General features: G+C 74.4%; 19 protein-coding genes. 8 read left to right on the forward strand and 11 right to left on the reverse strand.

The genetic code is table 11. From position 1 onward, the window contains the following. Positions 1 to 16: 16 nt before the first annotated feature. The gene (locus ACRYM6_RS13560) at positions 17 to 2,866 is read right to left on the reverse strand and encodes an aconitate hydratase (protein WP_432543405.1); all 2,850 of its coding nucleotides are present in this window, start codon (positions 2,864 to 2,866) and stop codon (positions 17 to 19) included. Positions 2,867 to 3,161: 295 nt separating this feature from the next. Here ACRYM6_RS13560 and ACRYM6_RS13565 point away from each other — a divergent pair, with 295 nt between their 5' ends. Together ACRYM6_RS13565 and ACRYM6_RS13570 are read left to right on the forward strand one after the other, a co-directional pair. Further along, the gene (locus tag ACRYM6_RS13565) at positions 3,162 to 3,527 is read left to right on the forward strand and encodes a hypothetical protein (protein ID WP_432543406.1); all 366 of its coding nucleotides are present in this window, start codon (positions 3,162 to 3,164) and stop codon (positions 3,525 to 3,527) included. A gap of 6 nt (positions 3,528 to 3,533) precedes the next feature. Further along, complete coding sequence (locus ACRYM6_RS13570) at positions 3,534 to 3,746, forward strand: hypothetical protein (RefSeq protein WP_432543407.1); 213 nt, start codon at positions 3,534 to 3,536, stop codon at positions 3,744 to 3,746. Here ACRYM6_RS13570 and ACRYM6_RS13575 read toward each other — a convergent pair. Both ACRYM6_RS13575 and ACRYM6_RS13580 read right to left on the reverse strand, forming a co-directional pair. Then, positions 3,743 to 5,074 carry a class I SAM-dependent RNA methyltransferase gene (locus ACRYM6_RS13575; RefSeq protein ID WP_432543408.1) on the reverse strand — a complete coding sequence of 444 codons (1,332 nt, stop codon included), beginning with the start codon at positions 5,072 to 5,074 and terminating at the stop codon, positions 3,743 to 3,745. The two genes, ACRYM6_RS13570 and ACRYM6_RS13575, sit on opposite strands and share 4 nt — an antisense overlap. Next, positions 5,071 to 7,110: an APC family permease gene (locus ACRYM6_RS13580; protein WP_432543409.1), complete on the reverse strand. Its 2,040-nt coding sequence runs from the start codon at positions 7,108 to 7,110 to the stop codon at positions 5,071 to 5,073. The genes ACRYM6_RS13575 and ACRYM6_RS13580 overlap by 4 nt, the downstream gene beginning before the upstream one ends. 98 nt (positions 7,111 to 7,208) lie before the next feature. Between ACRYM6_RS13580 and ACRYM6_RS13585 the strand changes: the two genes are divergently transcribed. Genes ACRYM6_RS13585 through ACRYM6_RS13595 form a run of 3 tightly spaced genes read left to right on the forward strand, consistent with a single transcriptional unit; the run spans position 7,209 to position 10,985 of the window. Beyond that, the gene (locus ACRYM6_RS13585) at positions 7,209 to 7,874 is read left to right on the forward strand and encodes a potassium channel family protein (RefSeq protein ID WP_432543410.1); all 666 of its coding nucleotides are present in this window, start codon (positions 7,209 to 7,211) and stop codon (positions 7,872 to 7,874) included. Further along, positions 7,874 to 8,533: a potassium channel family protein gene (locus tag ACRYM6_RS13590; RefSeq protein WP_432543411.1), complete on the forward strand. Its 660-nt coding sequence runs from the start codon at positions 7,874 to 7,876 to the stop codon at positions 8,531 to 8,533. The genes ACRYM6_RS13585 and ACRYM6_RS13590 overlap by 1 nt, the downstream gene beginning before the upstream one ends. Positions 8,534 to 8,564: 31 nt before the next feature. Beyond that, the gene (locus ACRYM6_RS13595; RefSeq protein WP_432543412.1) at positions 8,565 to 10,985 is read left to right on the forward strand and encodes an ATP-binding cassette domain-containing protein; all 2,421 of its coding nucleotides are present in this window, start codon (positions 8,565 to 8,567) and stop codon (positions 10,983 to 10,985) included. On the opposite strand, the gene ACRYM6_RS13600 is transcribed toward ACRYM6_RS13595, so the two are convergent. Further along, complete coding sequence (locus ACRYM6_RS13600) at positions 10,975 to 11,778, reverse strand: alpha/beta fold hydrolase (RefSeq protein ID WP_432543413.1); 804 nt, start codon at positions 11,776 to 11,778, stop codon at positions 10,975 to 10,977. The genes ACRYM6_RS13595 and ACRYM6_RS13600 overlap by 11 nt on opposite strands. Before the next feature lie 112 nt (positions 11,779 to 11,890). Here ACRYM6_RS13600 and trmB point away from each other — a divergent pair, with 112 nt between their 5' ends. Then, a complete protein-coding gene (gene trmB / locus ACRYM6_RS13605; protein ID WP_432543414.1) occupies positions 11,891 to 12,583 on the forward strand; it encodes a tRNA (guanosine(46)-N7)-methyltransferase TrmB in 693 nt (230 codons plus the stop codon). On the opposite strand, the gene ACRYM6_RS13610 is transcribed toward trmB, so the two are convergent. The 5 genes from ACRYM6_RS13610 to dut form a co-directional block, all read right to left on the reverse strand. Next, on the reverse strand, positions 12,567 to 12,716 hold the full coding sequence (locus ACRYM6_RS13610; protein WP_432543415.1) for a hypothetical protein: 150 nt from the start codon (positions 12,714 to 12,716) through the stop codon (positions 12,567 to 12,569). The genes trmB and ACRYM6_RS13610 overlap by 17 nt on opposite strands. Positions 12,717 to 12,751: 35 nt before the next feature. Further along, positions 12,752 to 13,402, reverse strand: coding sequence for a DUF3159 domain-containing protein (locus ACRYM6_RS13615; RefSeq protein WP_432543416.1), 651 nt, complete (start codon positions 13,400 to 13,402; stop codon positions 12,752 to 12,754). Between the two features lie 7 nt (positions 13,403 to 13,409). Beyond that, positions 13,410 to 13,811 (reverse strand): OB-fold nucleic acid binding domain-containing protein, encoded by a 402-nt coding sequence (locus ACRYM6_RS13620; RefSeq protein ID WP_432513913.1) that lies wholly within the window; start codon positions 13,809 to 13,811, stop codon positions 13,410 to 13,412. A 103-nt stretch (positions 13,812 to 13,914) separates the two neighbouring features. Further along, the gene (locus ACRYM6_RS13625; RefSeq protein WP_432543417.1) at positions 13,915 to 14,733 is read right to left on the reverse strand and encodes a DUF3710 domain-containing protein; all 819 of its coding nucleotides are present in this window, start codon (positions 14,731 to 14,733) and stop codon (positions 13,915 to 13,917) included. Then, complete coding sequence (dut, locus tag ACRYM6_RS13630) at positions 14,730 to 15,221, reverse strand: dUTP diphosphatase (RefSeq protein ID WP_432543434.1); 492 nt, start codon at positions 15,219 to 15,221, stop codon at positions 14,730 to 14,732. The genes ACRYM6_RS13625 and dut overlap by 4 nt, the downstream gene beginning before the upstream one ends. Before the next feature lie 81 nt (positions 15,222 to 15,302). Between dut and ACRYM6_RS13635 the strand changes: the two genes are divergently transcribed. After that, entirely contained in the window at positions 15,303 to 15,800 is a 498-nt protein-coding gene (locus ACRYM6_RS13635) for a DUF3093 domain-containing protein (RefSeq protein ID WP_432543418.1), read from the forward strand. On the opposite strand, the gene ACRYM6_RS13640 is transcribed toward ACRYM6_RS13635, so the two are convergent. Next, positions 15,775 to 16,074 carry a DUF4193 domain-containing protein gene (locus ACRYM6_RS13640; protein WP_106206830.1) on the reverse strand — a complete coding sequence of 100 codons (300 nt, stop codon included), beginning with the start codon at positions 16,072 to 16,074 and terminating at the stop codon, positions 15,775 to 15,777. The genes ACRYM6_RS13635 and ACRYM6_RS13640 overlap by 26 nt on opposite strands. A gap of 454 nt (positions 16,075 to 16,528) precedes the next feature. Here ACRYM6_RS13640 and ACRYM6_RS13645 point away from each other — a divergent pair, with 454 nt between their 5' ends. Beyond that, complete coding sequence (locus tag ACRYM6_RS13645; RefSeq protein WP_432543419.1) at positions 16,529 to 16,867, forward strand: hypothetical protein; 339 nt, start codon at positions 16,529 to 16,531, stop codon at positions 16,865 to 16,867. 61 nt (positions 16,868 to 16,928) lie between these two features. On the opposite strand, the gene ACRYM6_RS13650 is transcribed toward ACRYM6_RS13645, so the two are convergent. Next, positions 16,929 to 17,750: an inositol monophosphatase family protein gene (locus ACRYM6_RS13650; RefSeq protein WP_432543420.1), complete on the reverse strand. Its 822-nt coding sequence runs from the start codon at positions 17,748 to 17,750 to the stop codon at positions 16,929 to 16,931. Between the last annotated feature and the right edge of the window lie 3 nt (positions 17,751 to 17,753).

Here is a 17,753-nt window from a genome sequence, read left to right on the forward strand (position 1 = left end):
GCCGCTCAGCGGGTCGTCACGCGCCGGTCAGCGACCGCAGCACGTAGTGCAGGATCCCGCCGTTGCGGTAGTAGTCCGCCTCACCGGGGGTGTCGATGCGCACGACCGCGTCGAACTCGACGACGCCGCCGTCGACCTTCGTCGCCGTGACCTTGACGGTCTTGGGGGTGCGGCCCTCGTTGAGCTCGGTGATGCCGGTGATGTCGAACGTCTCGGTGCCGTCCAGGCCCAGCGACGCGGCCGACTCCCCCTTCGGGAACTGCAGCGGGACGACGCCCATCCCGATGAGGTTCGAGCGGTGGATGCGCTCGAAGCTCTCGGTGATGACGGCCTTGACGCCCAGCAGCGCGGTGCCCTTGGCCGCCCAGTCGCGGGAGGACCCCGAGCCGTACTCCTTGCCGCCCAGGACGACCAGCGGGGTGCCCTGCGCGGCGTAGTTCTGCGCGGCGTCGTAGATCGACGTCTGCTCGCCGTCGCGGGTGAAGTCCCGGGTGAAACCGCCGGAGACGTTGTCCAGCAGCTGGTTCTTCAGCCGGATGTTCGCGAACGTCCCGCGGATCATCACCTCGTGGTTGCCGCGGCGGGACCCGTAGGAGTTGAAGTCCTTGCGCTCGACGCCGTGCTCGGACAGGTACACCCCCGCCGGGGAGTCGGGCTTGATGGAACCGGCCGGGGAGATGTGGTCGGTCGTGACCGAGTCGCCGAGCAGCGCCAGGACGCGCGCGCCGGAGATGTCGGTGACCGGGGCGGGCTCGGCCTGCATGCCCTCGAAGTACGGGGGCTTGCGGACGTAGGTGGACTCGGCGTCCCACGCGAAGGTGTCGCCCTCGGGCGTGGGCAGGCCCTGCCAGCGCTCGTCACCGGCGAAGACGTCGGCGTAGTCCTTGACGAACATGTCCTTGCTGATGGCCTCGCCGATGACCCGCTCGACCTCGGCCGCGTCGGGCCAGATGTCCTTCAGGTAGACGTCCTGACCGGACTCGTCCTGGCCGATGGGGTCGTTCTCGACGTCCCAGTCCATCGTGCCGGCCAGGGCGTAGGCGATGACCAGCGGCGGGGAGGCCAGGTAGTTCATCTTGATGTCGGGGTTGATGCGGCCCTCGAAGTTCCGGTTCCCGGACAGGACCGCGGTGACGGCGAGGTCGTTCTCCTGGATCGCCGCGGAGACCTCCTCCGGCAGCGGCCCGGAGTTCCCGATGCAGGTGACGCAGCCGTACCCGACGAGGTGGAAACCGAGCTTCTCCAGGTACGGGGTGAGCCCGGCCTTGTCGTAGTAGTCGGTGACGACCTTGGACCCCGGGGCCAGGGAGGTCTTGACCCAGGGCTTGCGGGTCAGGCCCCTCTCGACGGCGTTCTTGGCCAGCAGCGCCGCGGCGACCATGACCGAGGGGTTGGAGGTGTTGGTGCAGCTGGTGATCGAGGCGATCGCGACGGCGCCGTGGTCGATCTCGGTCCGCGTGCCGTCGGCCATGGTGACCGCGACGCGCTTCGAGGGGCGGCCGGTGGCGTGGCCGGGCTCGGCGGGTTCGTCGCGCTCATCGCTGGAGGAGGCCGAGGGGGCGTCGGAGGCCGGGAAGCTCTCGGCGCTGGCCTCGTCCTGGGAGGAGCCGGCGACCGCGTCGATCACGTCGCTGTGCGCGCTGGAGGCGACGTTGCCCGCGGGCGCCTCGTCGGTCACGTAGTCGCCCAGGGCGGCGCGGAACGCCTCCTTGGCCTCGGCCAGCACGATGCGGTCCTGGGGGCGCTTGGGGCCGGCGATGCTGGGGACGACGGTCGACAGGTCCAGCTCGAGGTACTCGGAGAACACCGGCTCGACGGCCGGGTCGTGCCACAGGCCCTGCTCCTTGGCGTACGCCTCGACCAGGGCGACCTGGTCGTCGCTGCGGCCGGTCAGGCGCAGGTAGTCCAGCGTGACGTCGTCGATCGGGAAGATCGCGGCGGTGGAGCCGAACTCGGGGCTCATGTTGCCGATGGTGGCGCGGTTGGCCAGCGGCACCGAGGCCACGCCCGCGCCGTAGAACTCGACGAACTTGCCGACGACGCCGTGCTTGCGCAGCATCTCGGTGATGGTCAGGACGACGTCGGTGGCGGTCGCGCCGGCGGGGATGGACCCGCTGAGCTTGAAGCCGACGACGCGCGGGATGAGCATCGAGACGGGCTGGCCGAGCATGGCCGCCTCGGCCTCGATGCCGCCGACGCCCCAGCCCAGGACGCCCAGGCCGTTGACCATCGTGGTGTGGGAGTCGGTGCCGACGAGGGTGTCGGGGTAGGCCTGCAGCTCCTCCCCGACCTGGCGGGGGAACACGACGCGGGCCAGGTGCTCGATGTTGACCTGGTGGACGATGCCGGTGCCCGGGGGGACGACCTTGAAGTCGTCGAACGCGGTCTGGCCCCAGCGCAGGAACTGGTAGCGCTCGCGGTTGCGGCCGTACTCGATCTCGACGTTCTGCTCGAAGGCGTCGGGGCGCCCGAAGACGTCGGCGATGACGGAGTGGTCGATGACGAGCTCGGCCGGGGCCAGCGGGTTGACCCTGGTCGGGTCCCCGCCGAGGTCGGCGACGGCCTCGCGCATGGTGGCCAGGTCGACGATGCAGGGGACGCCGGTGAAGTCCTGCATGATCACGCGGGCGGGGGTGAACTGGATCTCGGTGTCCGGCTCGGCGGTGGGGTCCCACCCGCCGAGGGCGCGGATGTGGTCGGCCGTGATGTTCGCACCGTCCTCGGTGCGCAGCAGGTTCTCCAGCAGGACCTTGAGGCTGAACGGCAGCTTGGCCGAGCCGTCGACCTTGTCGAGACGGAAGATCGTGTAATCCGTCCCCGCTACTGTTAGGGTAGCCTTGGCTTCGAAGCTGTTGTGGCTGCTCACCGGGAGCTCCTCACTCGTCTTCCGTCGTCATCGTCGTCTCGTGCCGCCACCGATCGTCCCACCGGAGGCCGCGGGAGCGCTCGCGGGGTCGCGGGACCCTCGCGCTCATTTATCTCGACATCAAGATACCACGACGGCTCACGGACGGCCGGGAACCACGCCGGGCGCGTCCGCGACCCCGCACAGCGACGAACCACCTGTTCGGGTGCACTCGGACGCACTACGCACGGCTTGAGCCAGGTGACGCTCGGTCAGCACAGTGGGGGGGACCGCACCCGACGGACTGGAGCAGCCCGTGCACCCCTCGATCGTCCGCCCCACCCCCGCACCGGCCGCACCCGCCGCCGCGCCCGCCACCGCGCGCCGGGCCCAGCACCGCGCCCCCGGCCGCGGGCTGCCCGCCCGCCGCGCGCCGCGCGCCGTGGAGCTGGACGACACCGGTGCCGCCGAGGTCCTCACCTCCGTGCTGGCCGGCCTGCGCGCCGTCCCCGACGTCCCCCACGTCGACCTGCGCACCCGGCTGCGCGACCTCGCGCACGACCTGGTCGCCCGCCTCGACCTGCCCGGCACGCTGCTGGTCGCCAAGGCCGGCGCCGTGGCCGCGGTGGTGTTCACCGCCGTCCTGCTGCTGTGGCTGGCCGCCGCCGGCCGGCTCGGCTGACCCGCCGTGCCCGGGCTCACCCCGCGCCCCCGGCGCTACGTCCCCCGCCACTCCACCCGTGAGCCGCTGCGCCCCTGGGACGGGCGGCGGGTCGTCGACCTGACCACCACCGGCGCCTCCCCCACCGACGTCCTGCGCGACGTGCTGGACGCCCTCGGCGGCCTGGACGCCGCCGGCGCCGGGGACCCCCGGGACCAGCGCCGGGACGCGCCGGTCTAGGCGCGCACGAACCGCGCCACGCACTCCACGTGGTGCGTCATCGGGAACAGGTCGAAGGCGCGCAGCCCGTCGAGCACGTACCCGCGCCCGGCGAAGGAGGCCGTGTCCCGGGCCAGCGCCGCCGGGTCGCACGCGACGTACGCCACCGCGCGCGGGGCCAGGGCCGCGATCGCCTCCACGACCGCGCGCCCGGCGCCGGCCCGCGGCGGGTCCAGGACCACCAGGTCGGTGCGGCGGGCGGTCAGCTCCCCGTCCCCGAGCGCCTCCTCGACCGCCCCGGCCCACAGCTCGACCTGGGGCAGCGCGTGCAGGGACTTGCGGGCGTCGCGCACGGCGCGCTCGTCTCCCTCCACGGCCAGCACCGACCCGTCGGCGCCCACGGCGTCGGCCAGCAGCGCCGTGAACAGCCCCACCCCCGAGTACAGGTCGACGGCGCGCTCGCCCGGGCGCGGCTCCAGCGCCTCCAGGACGGCCTCGCCGAGGACGGCGGGGGCACCGGGGTGCACCTGCCAGAAACCCGCTCCCCCGACCCGGAAGGCGTGCTCGCGCCCGCGGACGGTGATCCGCTCGCCCACCCAGGTGCGCCCGGAGACCCGGTGCAGCCCCTCGGCGGTCCGCACCGCCACCGAGGCGTCCGGCAGCTTCGGCAGGTGCGCGTGCGTCCCCGGCTCGGGGGTCACCACGACCAGCGGGGCGGCCCCGTCGGACCCGGTGGCGACCTCGACGGTCTCCACGTTGCCGAACCGGGCGCCCAGCACCCCCGAGCCCACGACGCCGGTCGTGCTGATCGGGCAGTCCCGCAGCGGGACCACCTGGTGGGACCGGTGCCCGCGCAGCCCCGTGCGGCCCTCGGCGTCCACGGCGAACTGGGTGCGGGTGCGCCAGCGCAGGCCGTCGCGCCCGGCCCCGGGCACCTCCTCGACGGTGACGTCGAGCTCGGTGCCGGCCAGCCGCCGGAACTGCTCGGCGACCACGGCCGCCTTCAGCCCGCGCTGGCGGGCGGGCGCGACGTGCTGGAAGTCGCAGCCCCCGCACAGCCCCGGCCTGGCGACCGGGCACGGCGGCTCGACGCGGTCGGCGTCGGCGGTCAGGACCCGCACGGCGTCGGCGCGCCAGAACTTCGCGCCCTCGGCGCCCTCGGTCACCCGGGCCACGACCCGCTCACCGGGCAGGGCGTGCCGGACGAAGACGACCCGGCCCTCGTGCCGGGCCACGCAGTGGCCGCCGTGGGCCACCGGGCCGACCTCGACCTCGATCTCGGTCCCGCGCGCGTCCGGCCCGGCCGGGGCGGCCTGGCGGGTGCGGCGACGACGGGTGGGGCTGCTCACGGGTTCTCCTGGTGGTGGGTGGGGGCCGGGCCGACCGGGCCCCGGCGGACGGTGCCGGGGGCCGCGCGCTCGACGCGGTCCTCCATCCCGGCGGAACTGCTCAGCTGCCAGGGCACGCTGGCGACCATCACGCCGGGCTGGTAGCGCAACCGCGCCCGCAGCCGCAGCGCGGACTGGTTGTGCAGGAACGTCTCCCACCAGTGGCCCACGACGTACTCGGGCACGTACACGGTGACGAGGTCGCGCGGGTAGCGCTGCCGCATCGACCGCACGAACTCCAGGACGGGCTTGGTGACGTCCCGGTACGGGGAGTCCAGGACCGTCAGCGGCACCGGCAGGTCCATCTCCTCCCAGCGCCGCTGCAGCGCCGCGGCCTCCTGCGGGTCGACCGCGACCGTGACGGCCTGCAGGTCGGTCAGCCGGGCCGCGCGCGCGTAGGCCAGCGCCCGGATCGTCGGCTTGTGGATCTTGGAGACCAGGACGATGCCCCGGACGCCCGTCGGCAGCGCCTTGGCCTGCCGCTCGGCGGGGACCTCGATCTCCCGGGCCACGTTCGCGTAGTGGCGGCGGATGAGCTTCATGTTCGCGAAGACCACGACCATCGCCAGGATCGCGATCCAGGCGCCCTGGGTGAACTTGGTCAGCAGCACGATGACGAGGACCAGGCCGGTCAGCCCCAGGCCGACGCTGTTGATGACCCGCGAGCGCCGCATCTGCGCCCGCTTCGCCGGGTCCTGCTCCTCGCGCAGGTGCCGGGTCCAGTGCCGGATCATGCCGGTCTGGCTCATGGTGAAGGAGACGAAGACGCCGACGATGTAGAGCTGGATGAGCCGGGTGACCTCGGCGTCGAAGGCCAGGACCAGGACGATCGCCGTCAGGGCCAGGGCGATGATGCCGTTGGAGAAGGCCAGCCGGTCCCCGCGGGTGTGCAGCTGCTTGGGCAGGAACCCGTCGCGGGCCAGGATCGAGGCCAGCACGGGGAACCCGTTGAACGCGGTGTTGGCGGCGAGCACGAGGATGACGCCGGTGGCCGCCGTCACGACGTAGAAGGCGACCGGGAAGTGGTCGAAGACCGTCGCGGCGAGCTGGCCGATGACGGGGTCCTGCACGTAGCCGTCCCCGACCGGCACCCCGTCGCGCAGGAGCTGGTGCTCGGGGTCCTCCGCGAAGCGGACCCCGGTGACGTTGGCCAGGGTGATGATGCTCACGAGCATCGTGACGCTGGTCAGGCCCAGCAGCAGCAGCGTGGTCGCGGCGTTGCGGCTCTTGGGCTTGCGGAAGGCCGGCACGCCGTTGCTGATGGCCTCGACCCCGGTCAGCGCGGCCGCCCCGGAGGAGAAGGCGCGCAGGATGAGGAACGCCCCCGCCAGGCTCGTCAGGCCGCCGGAGATGTCGTGCTCGGCGGTGAGCTCGTACTGCGCGCTGGGGGCGTCGGGCAGGTCGCCGAACAGGAAGCGGGCGAAGCCCCACAGGGCCATCCCCAGGATGGAGGCCATGAAGATGTAGGTCGGGATCGCGAAGGCCGCCCCGCTCTCGCGCAGGCCCCGCAGGTTGGCCGCCATGAGCAGCAGCACCAGCGACACGGCGAACAGCGCCTCGTGCCCGCGCAGCGCGGGGATCGCCGCGGCCGCGTACTGCGCCCCCGAGGAGATGGACACCGCCACGGTCAGCACGTAGTCGACCAGCAGGGCGCTGCCGACGGTCAGTCCCGCGTTCGGCCCGAGGTTGACGGTCGCGACCTCGTAGTCCCCGCCGCCGGAGGGGTAGGCGTGGACGTTCTGCCGGTACGAGGCGACGACGACGAGCATCACGACCACGACCGCGGCGGCGATCCACGGCGAGAACGCGTAGGCCGCGATCCCGGCGATCGACAGGGTCAGGAAGATCTCGTCGGGCGCGTACGCCACCGAGCTGAGGGCGTCGGAGGCGAAGACCGGCAGCGCGATGCGCTTGGGGAGCAGGGTCTCGGACAGCTTCTCGCTGCGGAAGGGTCGTCCGACGAGGACGCGTTTGACCGCTTCGGTCACAGAGGGCACGTCTGCCGATGGTAGGTGCACCGGCCGGGTGCCCGCTGCCGGACGTCGTGCCCGGTGCCCCGGTGCTCCGCACAGGGTCACCGGGTAGCGTTCAGGACGTGCACTTCGTGATCATGGGCTGCGGCCGGGTCGGTTCGAGCCTGGCCCTCACCGTCGAGCAGCGCGGGCACAGCGTGGCGGTCGTGGACCAGAACGCCGACGCCTTCCGCCGCCTGGGCCCCACCTTCGCCGGGCGCCGCGTGACCGGTGTCGGCTTCGACCACGACACCCTCGTCGAGGCGGGCATCCACGAGGCCGGCGCGTTCGCCGCGGTGTCCTCCGGGGACAACTCCAACATCCTGGCCGCGCGGGTGGCGCGGGAGAAGTTCGACGTCGAGAACGTCGTGGCCCGCATCTACGACCCGGGCCGCGCCGAGGTGTACGAGCGCCTGGGCATCCCCACCATCGCGACGGTCCGCTGGACCTCCGACCAGGTCCTGCGCCGCCTGGTCCCGCAGGGGGCGCTGAGCGAGTTCCGCGACCCCTCCGGGCGCGTCGTGCTCGTCGAGGTGCCCGTGCACGAGGGCTGGGTGGGGCGCCCGCTGTCGGCGCTGGAGACCGCCGCGGGCGTGCGCGTGGCGTACCTGACCCGGCTGGGGCAGGGCGTCGTGCCCGCCCGGGGGATGGCCTACCAGCAGGACGACGCCCTGCACGTGGTGGTCGCCGACGACCGGGTCACCACGGCCGCGGCCGTCCTGGCCGCCGCACCGGAGGAGGGAGCCTGATGCGCGTCGTCATCGCCGGCGCCGGGATCGTCGGGCGGTCCATCGCCCGGGAGCTGCTCGGCAACGGCCACCGCGTGCTGCTGATCGACCGCAGCCCGGCCGCCATGAAGATCACCAGCGTCCCGGACGCGCAGTGGCTGCTCGCCGACGCGTGCGAGATCTCCAGCCTGGACGAGGCCGAGCTGGCCGACTGCGACGTCGTCGTGGCCGCCACCGGCGACGACAAGGCCAACCTCGTCGTGTCCCTGCTGGCCAAGACCGAGTACGGCGTCCCGCGCACGGTGGCCCGGGTGAACAACCCGAAGAACGAGTGGCTGTTCGACGAGGCGTGGGGAGTGGACGTCGCGGTGTCGACGCCGCGCCTGATGACCGCCCTGGTCGAGGAGGCCGTGAGCGTCGGCGAGCTGGTGCGGCTGTTCACCTTCCAGCAGGGCCGCACGTCCATGTCCGAGTACACCCTGGAGGACGGCAGCCCCGTGCTCGGGCGCACCGTCGGGGAGGTGGAGCTGCCGGAGGACACCGTGCTCGTGGCGATCGTGCGCGGCGAGCGCCCGCTGCCGCCCACCCCCGACGACGTCCTCGAGCCCGGCGACCACCTGCTGTTCCTGTCCGTGCCCGGGGCCGAGGCGGACCTGCGGACGATCCTCGCGGCCCCCTGACGGCGGGCGGTCGCGCTGGCAGGATCGGACCATGAGCCCGCAGCGCGACGCCACCCCGTCCGCGGTCGGCCCCGGCGCGCACGTGGCCGACAGCCACGACCGCATCCGGGTGCACGGCGCCCGGGAGAACAACCTCCGGGACGTGAGCGTCGAGCTGCCCAAGCGCCGGCTCACGGTCTTCACCGGGGTGTCGGGCTCGGGCAAGAGCTCGCTGGTGTTCGCCACGATCGCCGCGGAGTCCCAGCGGATGATCAACGAGACGTACTCGACGTTCGTGCAGGGGTTCATGCCGTCCCTGGCCCGGCCCGACGTCGACGTCCTCGAGGGGCTGACGACGGCGATCATCGTCGACCAGCAGCGCATGGGCGGCGACGCCCGCTCGACCGTGGGGACCGCCACCGACGCCCACGCGATGCTGCGGATCCTGTTCAGCCGGCTGGGGGAACCGCGCATCGGCGGCCCGCAGGCGTTCTCGTTCAACGTGGCGTCGGTCACCGCCAAGGGCGCGATGACGGTCGCCAAGGGCGCGGGGAAGAAGGAGGTGGTGGCGGACTGGTCGCGCACCGGGGGGATGTGCCCGCGCTGCGAGGGCCGCGGGCAGGTCGACGACCTGGACCTCGACGAGCTGTACGACGCGACGAGGAGCATCGACGACGGGGCGATCAAGGTGCCCGGCTACACGGTGGACGGCTGGTACGGCCGCATCTACCGCGCGTGCGGGTTCTTCCCCTGCGACGAGCCGGTCGCGCGGTTCACGCCCTCCGAGCTGGAGGCGTTCCTGTACGCCGAGCCGGTCCGGATCAAGGTCGACGGCATCAACGTCACCTACGAGGGGCTGGTCCCGAAGGTCCGCCGGTCGATGCTGTCCAAGGACGTCGACTCCCTGCAGCCGCACGTGCGGGCCTTCGTCGAGCGCCTCGCGACGTTCACCACCTGCCCGGACTGCGACGGGACCCGCCTGGCCGAGGGGGCGCGCCGCTGCCGGATCGGCGGGGTGAGCATCGCCGACGCGTGCCGCCTGCAGATCTCCGACCTCGCCACCTGGGTCGCGGAGCTGGACGAGCCGTCGGTGGCGCCGCTGCTGGCGAACCTGCGGGGCCTGCTGGACGCGTTCGTCGAGATCGGCCTGGGGTACCTGTCGCTGGAACGGGCCTCCGGCACGCTGTCCGGCGGGGAGGCGCAGCGGGTCAAGATGGTCCGGCACCTCGGGTCCGCGCTGACCGACACCACGTACGTCTTCGACGAGCCCACGACCGGGCTGCACCCGCACGACGTCCAGCGCATGAACGACCTGCTGCTGCGCCTGCGGGACAAGGGGAACACCGTCCTGGTCGTGGAGCACAAGCCCGAGGCCATCGTCGTGGCCGACCACGTCGTCGACCTCGGGCCCGGGGCCGGGCCGGCCGGGGGGACGGTCTGCTACGAGGGGACCGTGGACGGGCTGCGGACCAGCGGCACCGTCACCGGCCGGCACTTCGACGACCGGGCCGCCCTCAAGCCGCGGGTGCGCGCGGCGACCGGCACGCTGGCGGTCCGCGGCGCCTCCACCCACAACCTGCGCGACGTCGACGTCGACCTGCCGCTGGGGGTGCTGCTGGTCGTCACCGGGGTCGCCGGGTCGGGCAAGAGCTCGCTGGTCCACGGCGCGGTGTCCCCCCGCGAGGGGGTCGTGACCATCGACCAGAGCCCGATCCGCGGGTCCCGGCGCAGCAACCCCGCGACGTGGACGGGGCTGCTGGAACCGGTCCGCAAGGCGTTCGCGAAGGCCAACGGCGTCAAGCCCGCCCTGTTCAGCGCGAACTCCGAGGGCGCCTGCCCCACCTGCAACGGGGCGGGCGTCGTCTACACCGACCTGGCGATCATGGCCGGGGTGGCGACCACCTGCGAGGAGTGCGAGGGCCGGCGGTTCCTCGCCTCGGTGCTGGAGCACCGCCTCGGCGGCGCGAACATCGCGGAGGTGCTCGCGATGCCCGTGACCGAGGCGAGGGACTTCTTCGCCGCCGGCGAGGCGCGCACCCCGGCCGCGCACGCGGTCCTGGACCGGCTGGCCGACGTGGGGCTGGGGTACCTCACCCTCGGGCAGCCCCTGACGACGCTGTCCGGCGGCGAGCGGCAGCGCCTGAAGCTCGCCGCGCACCTGGGCGAGCCCGGCGGCGTGCTCGTCCTGGACGAACCCACCACCGGCCTGCACCTGGCCGACGTGCAGCAGCTGCTCGGGCTGCTGGACCGGCTCGTGGACTCGGGCAGGTCGGTCGTCGTCATCGAGCACCACCAGGCGGTGATGGCGCACGCGGACTGGATCGTCGACCTGGGGCCGGGCGCCGGTCACGACGGGGGCCGGGTCGTGTTCGAGGGCACCCCCGCCGACCTCGTCGCGGCGGGCTCGACCCTGACGGCCCAGCACCTGGCCCGGTACGTCGGCGCCCCGGGCGCGCGGGCCGTCAGGAGCTGACGAACGCGCTGACCGCGCCCGCGAAGCGCGGGTCGGTCGGGGCGGCGCCGTGGTCGCCGCCGACGAGGACCAGCCGCGCCCCGGGGACCGCGGCCGCCAGCACCTGCGGCCGGGCCGCCAGCGGGTCCGCGTCCCCGGCCACGACCAGCGTCGGGGCGGTGATCGAGGCCAGGTCGACCGGGCGGTCGTGCACCGCGTCGGCCTGCGCCGCCAGCGCCAGCAGGTCGTTGCCCGTGGAGGCGGCGAACTCGCGGAACCCGCGGACCACCGGGTCGGTGATCGTCCCCGGGTCCCCGGCGCGCAGCGCGGCGGCGAGCCGCGAGGGCGCCAGGACGCGCGTGTCCACCCCGCCGAGCTCGACCAGGCCGGCCCCGACCCCACCGAGGACGAGCCGGTGCACCCGGGCGGGTCCGGTCGAGGCGACGAGGGAGGCGACCACGGCCCCCATCGAGTACCACACGAGGTCGACGTCGGGCACCCCCAGCGCGTCGAGCACCTCCACGACGTCCCGGGCCATCCGCGCCTCGCCGTACCGCGCGGGGTCGTGCGGGGCCGCGGACCGGCCGTGACCGCGCGCGTCGAGCGCCAGGACCCGTCGCCCGGCCGCCAGCAGCGCCCGCGGCAGACCCGAGCGGGGCCACTCGGTGCGGGCGCTGGCGCTGAAGCCGTGGTGCAGCAGGACGGGGCGGTCGCCGGCGGGACCGCCCCAGTCGTGGACGGCGAGCGTCAGGCCGTCCGACGTGCGCACCTCGCGCGTGCGGTCGGCGGACGGGTCGAGGTCGTTCGTGAGCACGGCGCGTCCCTCCGGGTGGGTGCCGCCGACGCTAGGGCACGGGCGGAACCCACCGGTCCCCGCCCCCGCCGGCGCGCCCGGACGGGGCCCGGGCGTGCCCGATGATGGTGCGATGACCTCCCCCGCCTCCCCCGACGCCCCGGTCCAGTCCTACAAGCTCCGCCGCGGCCGGATGGGGGTCGTCCGCCAGGAGGCGCTGGCCGAGCACCTGGGGCGGTACGAGGTCCCGGCGGGCACCGGCGTGCTGGACCTCGCCGCCCTGTTCGGCGACGCGAACCCGGTGGTCCTGGAGATCGGGTCCGGGATGGGCGACGCCACGCTCGCCATGGCCCGGGACGCCCCGGACGTCAACGTCCTCGCCGCCGAGGTCCACACCCCGGGCATCGGGGCGCTGCTGCAGGGGCTGGTCGAGCACGGGGTGACGAACGTGCGGCTGCTGGAGGGCGACGGCCGGACGCTGCTGACCGAGCGGATCGCGCCGGGCAGCCTGGCCGGGGTGCGGGTCTACTTCCCCGACCCCTGGCCCAAGGCCCGCCACCACAAGCGCCGGCTGATCGGCCCGGGGTTCGTCGAGCTGGTCGCCGACCGCCTCGCGCCCGGCGGGACGCTGCACTGCGCGACCGACTGGGAGCCCTACGCCGAGCAGATGGTCGAGGTGATCGGCGCGTCCGGGCGGTTCACGCTGGACCCCGACCGGTCCCGCCCGGCGTGGCGGCCGGTGACCCGCTTCGAGCGCCGGGGCCTGGCGCTGGGGCACGTCGTGAACGACGTCCTGGCGACGGTCCGGCCTACTGCTCGACCTTGACCAGCCGGCGCCGCTTCACGGTGAAGCCCTCGGGCAGCGTCCCCTCCTTGAGCATCCGCAAGGGGCAGCGCCTGCACTTGTCCTTCGACTCGCAGCACTTCGACTTCGGGGTGAGGGCCTTCTTCTTCGCCACCGCAGGAAACTAACAGGGCTCCGGCGGCGGGCCGTTCACTCCTCGGCGGCCGCCGCGTGCGGGGCCTGCAGCGGCGTGCGGCCCTTGAGCAGCATCACCCCGGCGACCACGACGCCCAGCAGCAGCAACGGCCAGCCGAGCGCGAGCTTCGTCACGGCCAGCGCCGTCGTGTTGCCCGCCAGGTACAGCGGCAGCTGCACCGCCACCCGCACGAGGTAGCCGGCCAGCAGCAGGGCCGTGAGCTTCTGGCACAGGGAGACGATCCCCCGGTCGCGCCGCCACGCCGTCGGCTCCTCGGTCACGGCCCCCACGAGGAAGCCCACCACGGGCCAGCGGGTCACCATCGAGACGACGAACACCACCGAGAGCGCCAGGTTCAGCAGGATGCCGGGCAGGAACACGTCCTGCGCCCGGCCGGTGCGGGAGGCGACTAAGGCGGCCACGGCCGTGACGAGGATGCCGCCGACCGCGAACTGCAGGGTCTCGCGCCGCACGACGCGCACCACCAGCGCCACGAGCATCACGGCGATCGAGGCGCCGACCGAGACCAGCAGGTCGCGGGTGGTCAGCCAGCCGACGAGGAACGCCAGCGGGGCGACGGCCGAGTCGACCACGCCCCGCCAGCCGCCGAGGGCCGCCGACAACCGCTGGCGGACGAGCTCCTCGACGGTCGCGGGTGCGCTCACGCGGCTCCTACGCCTTCTCGGCGCACACGAGCTCGTACACCGGGTTGAAGATGACCCGCTGACCGTCGTCGCACGCCACCCTCCCCCGGGCCTTCACCCGGCGGCCCGGCTCGACCCCGGCGATCCTGCGGCGGCCCAGCCACACGAGGTGGATGGAGCCCGACCCGTCGAACAGCTCGGCCTCCAGGGCGGGCACCCCGCCCCGCGGCCGCAGGGTCACCGACCGCAGCGTCCCGCAGACGCACGCCTTGGTGCGGTCGCGGATCTGGTCGCAGGGGGTCCCGCCGTTGCGCACGGCGTCCTCCTGGGCCTCCTCCGCAGCCAGGTCGGACTCGGAGGCGGTGAAACGTGCGAGCGCACGCCGCCACAGCGGCGTGCTCAGCACTGAGGACTTCGACACGGCACCCACAGTAGGCCCTCCAGGAGCGGACGAGGGTGCAACGTCACCCGGACCGCTGGTGTTCCCGGCGCGGCCGGCGACCGGTGGCGCGCGCCCGGTCGCCGCACCCCGGTCAGCGCACCTCGGTGATCTCCGGCCCCCGCTCGAAGGGCTTGAGGTCGTCGGCGGCCGCGGCCTGCGGCGCCTGCGGGGCGGCCTGCTCGGGCTGCTGCGGCAGCTGCAGCGGGATCAGCTCGCGCGGCGCCATCGCCTCCTCCCCGCGCACCACGACGGCCTCGCGCACGACCGACTCCAGCTCCTGCGCGGCCGCCGGGTCGTGCGCGGCGGGACCGGTGAACACGGCCCGCAGGAACCACCGGGGGCCGTCGATCCCGGCGAAGCGGGTGGGCTGGTGGGCGGTGCGGCCGTCCTCGGTGCGCACCGGCAGCCAGCAGAGCAGCTCGCGGCCCAGCGGGCCGTCCTGCTCCTCGGACGCGCCGCCCTGGGCCACGACGGCCTCGCCGATCTCGGTGCGGATCTCGTCCCAGACGCCGCTGGAGCGCGGCGCGGCGAACGCCTGCAGCTGCACGCTGGAGCCGTTCAGACCGATGGTCACCGCGATGACCCGGCCGGTGGCCTCCTCGACCTCGAAGCGCAGCTCCATGCCCTGGCGGCCGACCAGGCGCAGCCCGCCCAGCGACAGCCGGTCCTCGTCCTCGTCGACCTCGGAGACGTCGAACGGGCCGCCGGAGCGGTCGAACGCCTCCACGGCCACCGCGCGCGGCGGGGCGCCGGCCTCGGCGGCCGCGCGCGCCGCGGGGTCGTCGACGACGCCGGAGGAGGCCGTGGCCGGCTCGGCGCCGGACTCGGCGGTGGTGACCGTCTCGGAGACGGCCGGGGCGGGGTCGGAGGTCGCGGTGTCGGCGACCTTGCGGCGGCGGAACAGGCTCACGGTCGCTCCTCGGAGGGCTGGGTCGGGACGGGGTCGGCGACGGTCGGCACCAGGGCGTCGGAGCCGCCGGTGGAGCCGTGGCCCCCGGCGCCGCGCACCGACCCCGGCAGCTGCGGCACGGGGACGAAGCGGACCCGCTCGACGCGCTGGACGACGAGCTGGGCGATCCGGTCGCCGGCCCGCAGGTGCACCGCCTCGCGCAGGTCGGTGTTGTGCAGCGTGACGCGGATCTCCCCGCGGTACCCGGCGTCGACCGTGCCGGGCGCGTTGAGCGTGGTCAGGCCCCGCTTGGCCGCCAGCCCCGAGCGGGGCACCACGAAGGCCGCGTAGCCCTCGGGCAGCGCGATGGAGACCCCGGTGGGGACGTTGGCGCGCTCCCCCGGCCCCACGACGACGTCCACGCGGGTCGTCAGGTCCGCCCCCGCGTCGCCGGGGTGGGCGTAGGTGGGCAGGGCCTCGGGGACCGCGAGCACGGTCTCCACCGCCAGGGTGGCTCCCGGCGCCGCGGGGGGCTGTTCCGTCACGGGGCTCGACCCTACCCGTCCCGCCCCGCGTGCGACCCTGAGCGGGTGCAGAGCGCGACGCGTCCCCCACGACCCCACCCGCAGCCGGACCGGGACTGGGACGGGCGGGAGCGGTGGTGGCCCGCGGTGACGTCGTGGTTGTCGTGGTCGCCCGCCGTCGTCGGCGGCGGGCTGGTCGCCCTGCCGATCTGGGGGTGGGAGGGCGCCGCCGTCGGCGCCGCGCTCGGCGCGCTGCTGGCCGCCGGCGTCCTGCTGAGCCTGGCCTGGACGACCGAGCTGACCGACCGCGAGTTCCGCGTCGGTCGCGCGCGGCTGCCGCTGGACGTCGTCTCGGGGGTCGACGTCGTCGCCCGCGGTGAGCGCCGGCACGCCCTGGGGCCCGGGCTCGACGCCCGGGCCCACCTGGCGGTGCGTTCGTGGATCGGCCCGGCCGTGCGGATCCACCTGGACGACCCGGCCGACCCCACGCCCTACTGGGTGGTCTCGACCCGCCGCCCGCAGCGACTGGCCGCCGAGATCAGGCGGCGCAGTCGTTGCAGATGATGCGGCCGTCGCCGGAGTCGTGCAGCTGGCTGCGGTGCACCACCAGGAAGCAGCTGGTGCACGTGAACTCGTCCTGCTGGCGCGGCAGGACCCGCACCGACAGCTCCTCGTTGGACAGGTCCGCCCCCGGGAGCTCGAACCCCTCGGCCGCCTCCGTCTCGTCCTCGTCGACGGCGCCCGAGCTCTTGTCGGTGCGACGCGCCTTGAGCTCCTCGATGGAGTCCTCGTTCAGCTCGTCGTCGTTCTTGCGCGGTGCGTCGTAGTCGGTCGCCATGACCTCGCCTCACACTCCATGCCGTCTCGTCGTGCAGGCACCGGGTGTCCCGGTGCGGCGGGGTCAACGCCCCGACCGCCCGATCCATGCCCGGACCTGCTCGTCCCCACCCGTTCCCACGCCCCTGTCGAGCGTGAGCGAGCACGCATCATGACCTACCGGCGTGCGACGTTCGAACCGGGGCGGGTCGTGGGCCGGGGCGCCGCCGCCGGCGCCGTGCCGCCGCTGCGGCGTCACCCACGGGAGCGCACTGCCGTCCCAGCGGTCACATCGACGCTCACGCAACGCATTTGACCGTCCACGAGTGACACTCCCGGAGTTGGACGAGCGCCGCCGGCGACGTAGTGTGCTCGCGTCCCCGCCGATCCGGCCGTTCGACCCGCGCTCCCCGGAGCCCGTTCCCGAGCGCGAGGCCGTGAGGAGCTCCCGACAGCCGCAGGGAGGTGCCGTGCCCGTGACCGAACCCAGCACGTCCGTCGACACCACGTCCGTCCCGACGTCCACCGAGGCGTCCACCCCGACGACCGCCGCGACCGACACGTCGCCCGCGTTCGTCGCCGAGCTCTCCGATCGCGTCCGGCGCACCCGGGCCACGATCGACTCCGCCGCCGCCGCCGGCGACGACGACCTCGCCCAGGCCCTCCTGGACGACCTCGAGGGCCTCGTCGAGCTCGCCAGCGCCCACGACGTGGCGCTGCCCGACACCGTCGAGTACCTCGCCCGCAACCAGCACGCGGTCATCGACCTCACGACCACGCACCTCACGACGCCCGCCGAGTGCGCCCCGGCGTGAGACCCCGCACCACCCGGAGAGCCTGACCCTCGACCCGAGGGTCAGGCTCTTCCTCGTCCGGTCACCCCAGGTCCAGGGCCGCCCGCAGCGCCGGGTGCAGGCCCGGTCCGGCGGCCAGCAGGCCGTGGGTGCCCGCGGCGGACCCGGCGAAGTCGGTGACGACCGCGCCCGCCTCGCGGGCGACGAGCCAGCCCGCCGCGAAGTCCCAGGGGTTCAGGCCCCGCTCGTAGTAGGCGTCGACGCGACCGGCGGCCACCGAGCACAGGTCCAGCGACGCCGTCCCCACCCGGCGCAGGTCGCGCACCCGCGGCAGCAGGCGCGCCAGGACCGCGGCCTGCTCGGAGCGCCGCTGCGCGTCGTAGCTGAAGCCCGTCGCCACCAGCGCCTGCCCCAGCTCGGGACCGTCGCCGCAGCGCAGCGTCCGGACCCCCCGCGCGTCCGACAGGGTCGCCCCCGCCCCGAGCGCGGCGGCCCACGTCTCCCCCGCGGAGGGGTCGACCACGGCCCCGGCCAGCACGGTCCAGGTGGCCGGGTCGGGACGGCCCTGCGCCCGGACGACGGCCACGCTCACCGCGTACGAGCGCAGGCCGTACAGGTAGTTCACCGTGCCGTCGATGGGGTCGACGACCCACGTCAGGCCGCTCGTGCCGCCCTCGTGGCCCTCCTCCTCGCCGAGGAACCCGTCCTCGGGGCGCGCGTCGCGCAGGTGCTGGCGCAGCAGCTGCTCGGAGGCGGTGTCCATGGCCGTCACGACGTCCGTGGGGCTGGACTTCGTGGCGGCGACCTCGACCCGGTCGGGGCGCCCGCGGGAGATCAGCTCACCCGCGGCGGTCGCGACCCGCACGGCCAGGTCCCGCAGCTCGGCGGGCTCGGGGGTCGGCACCGC

This window comes from Kineococcus rugosus (assembly GCF_050871975.1).
Classification (GTDB): domain Bacteria; phylum Actinomycetota; class Actinomycetes; order Actinomycetales; family Kineococcaceae; genus Kineococcus.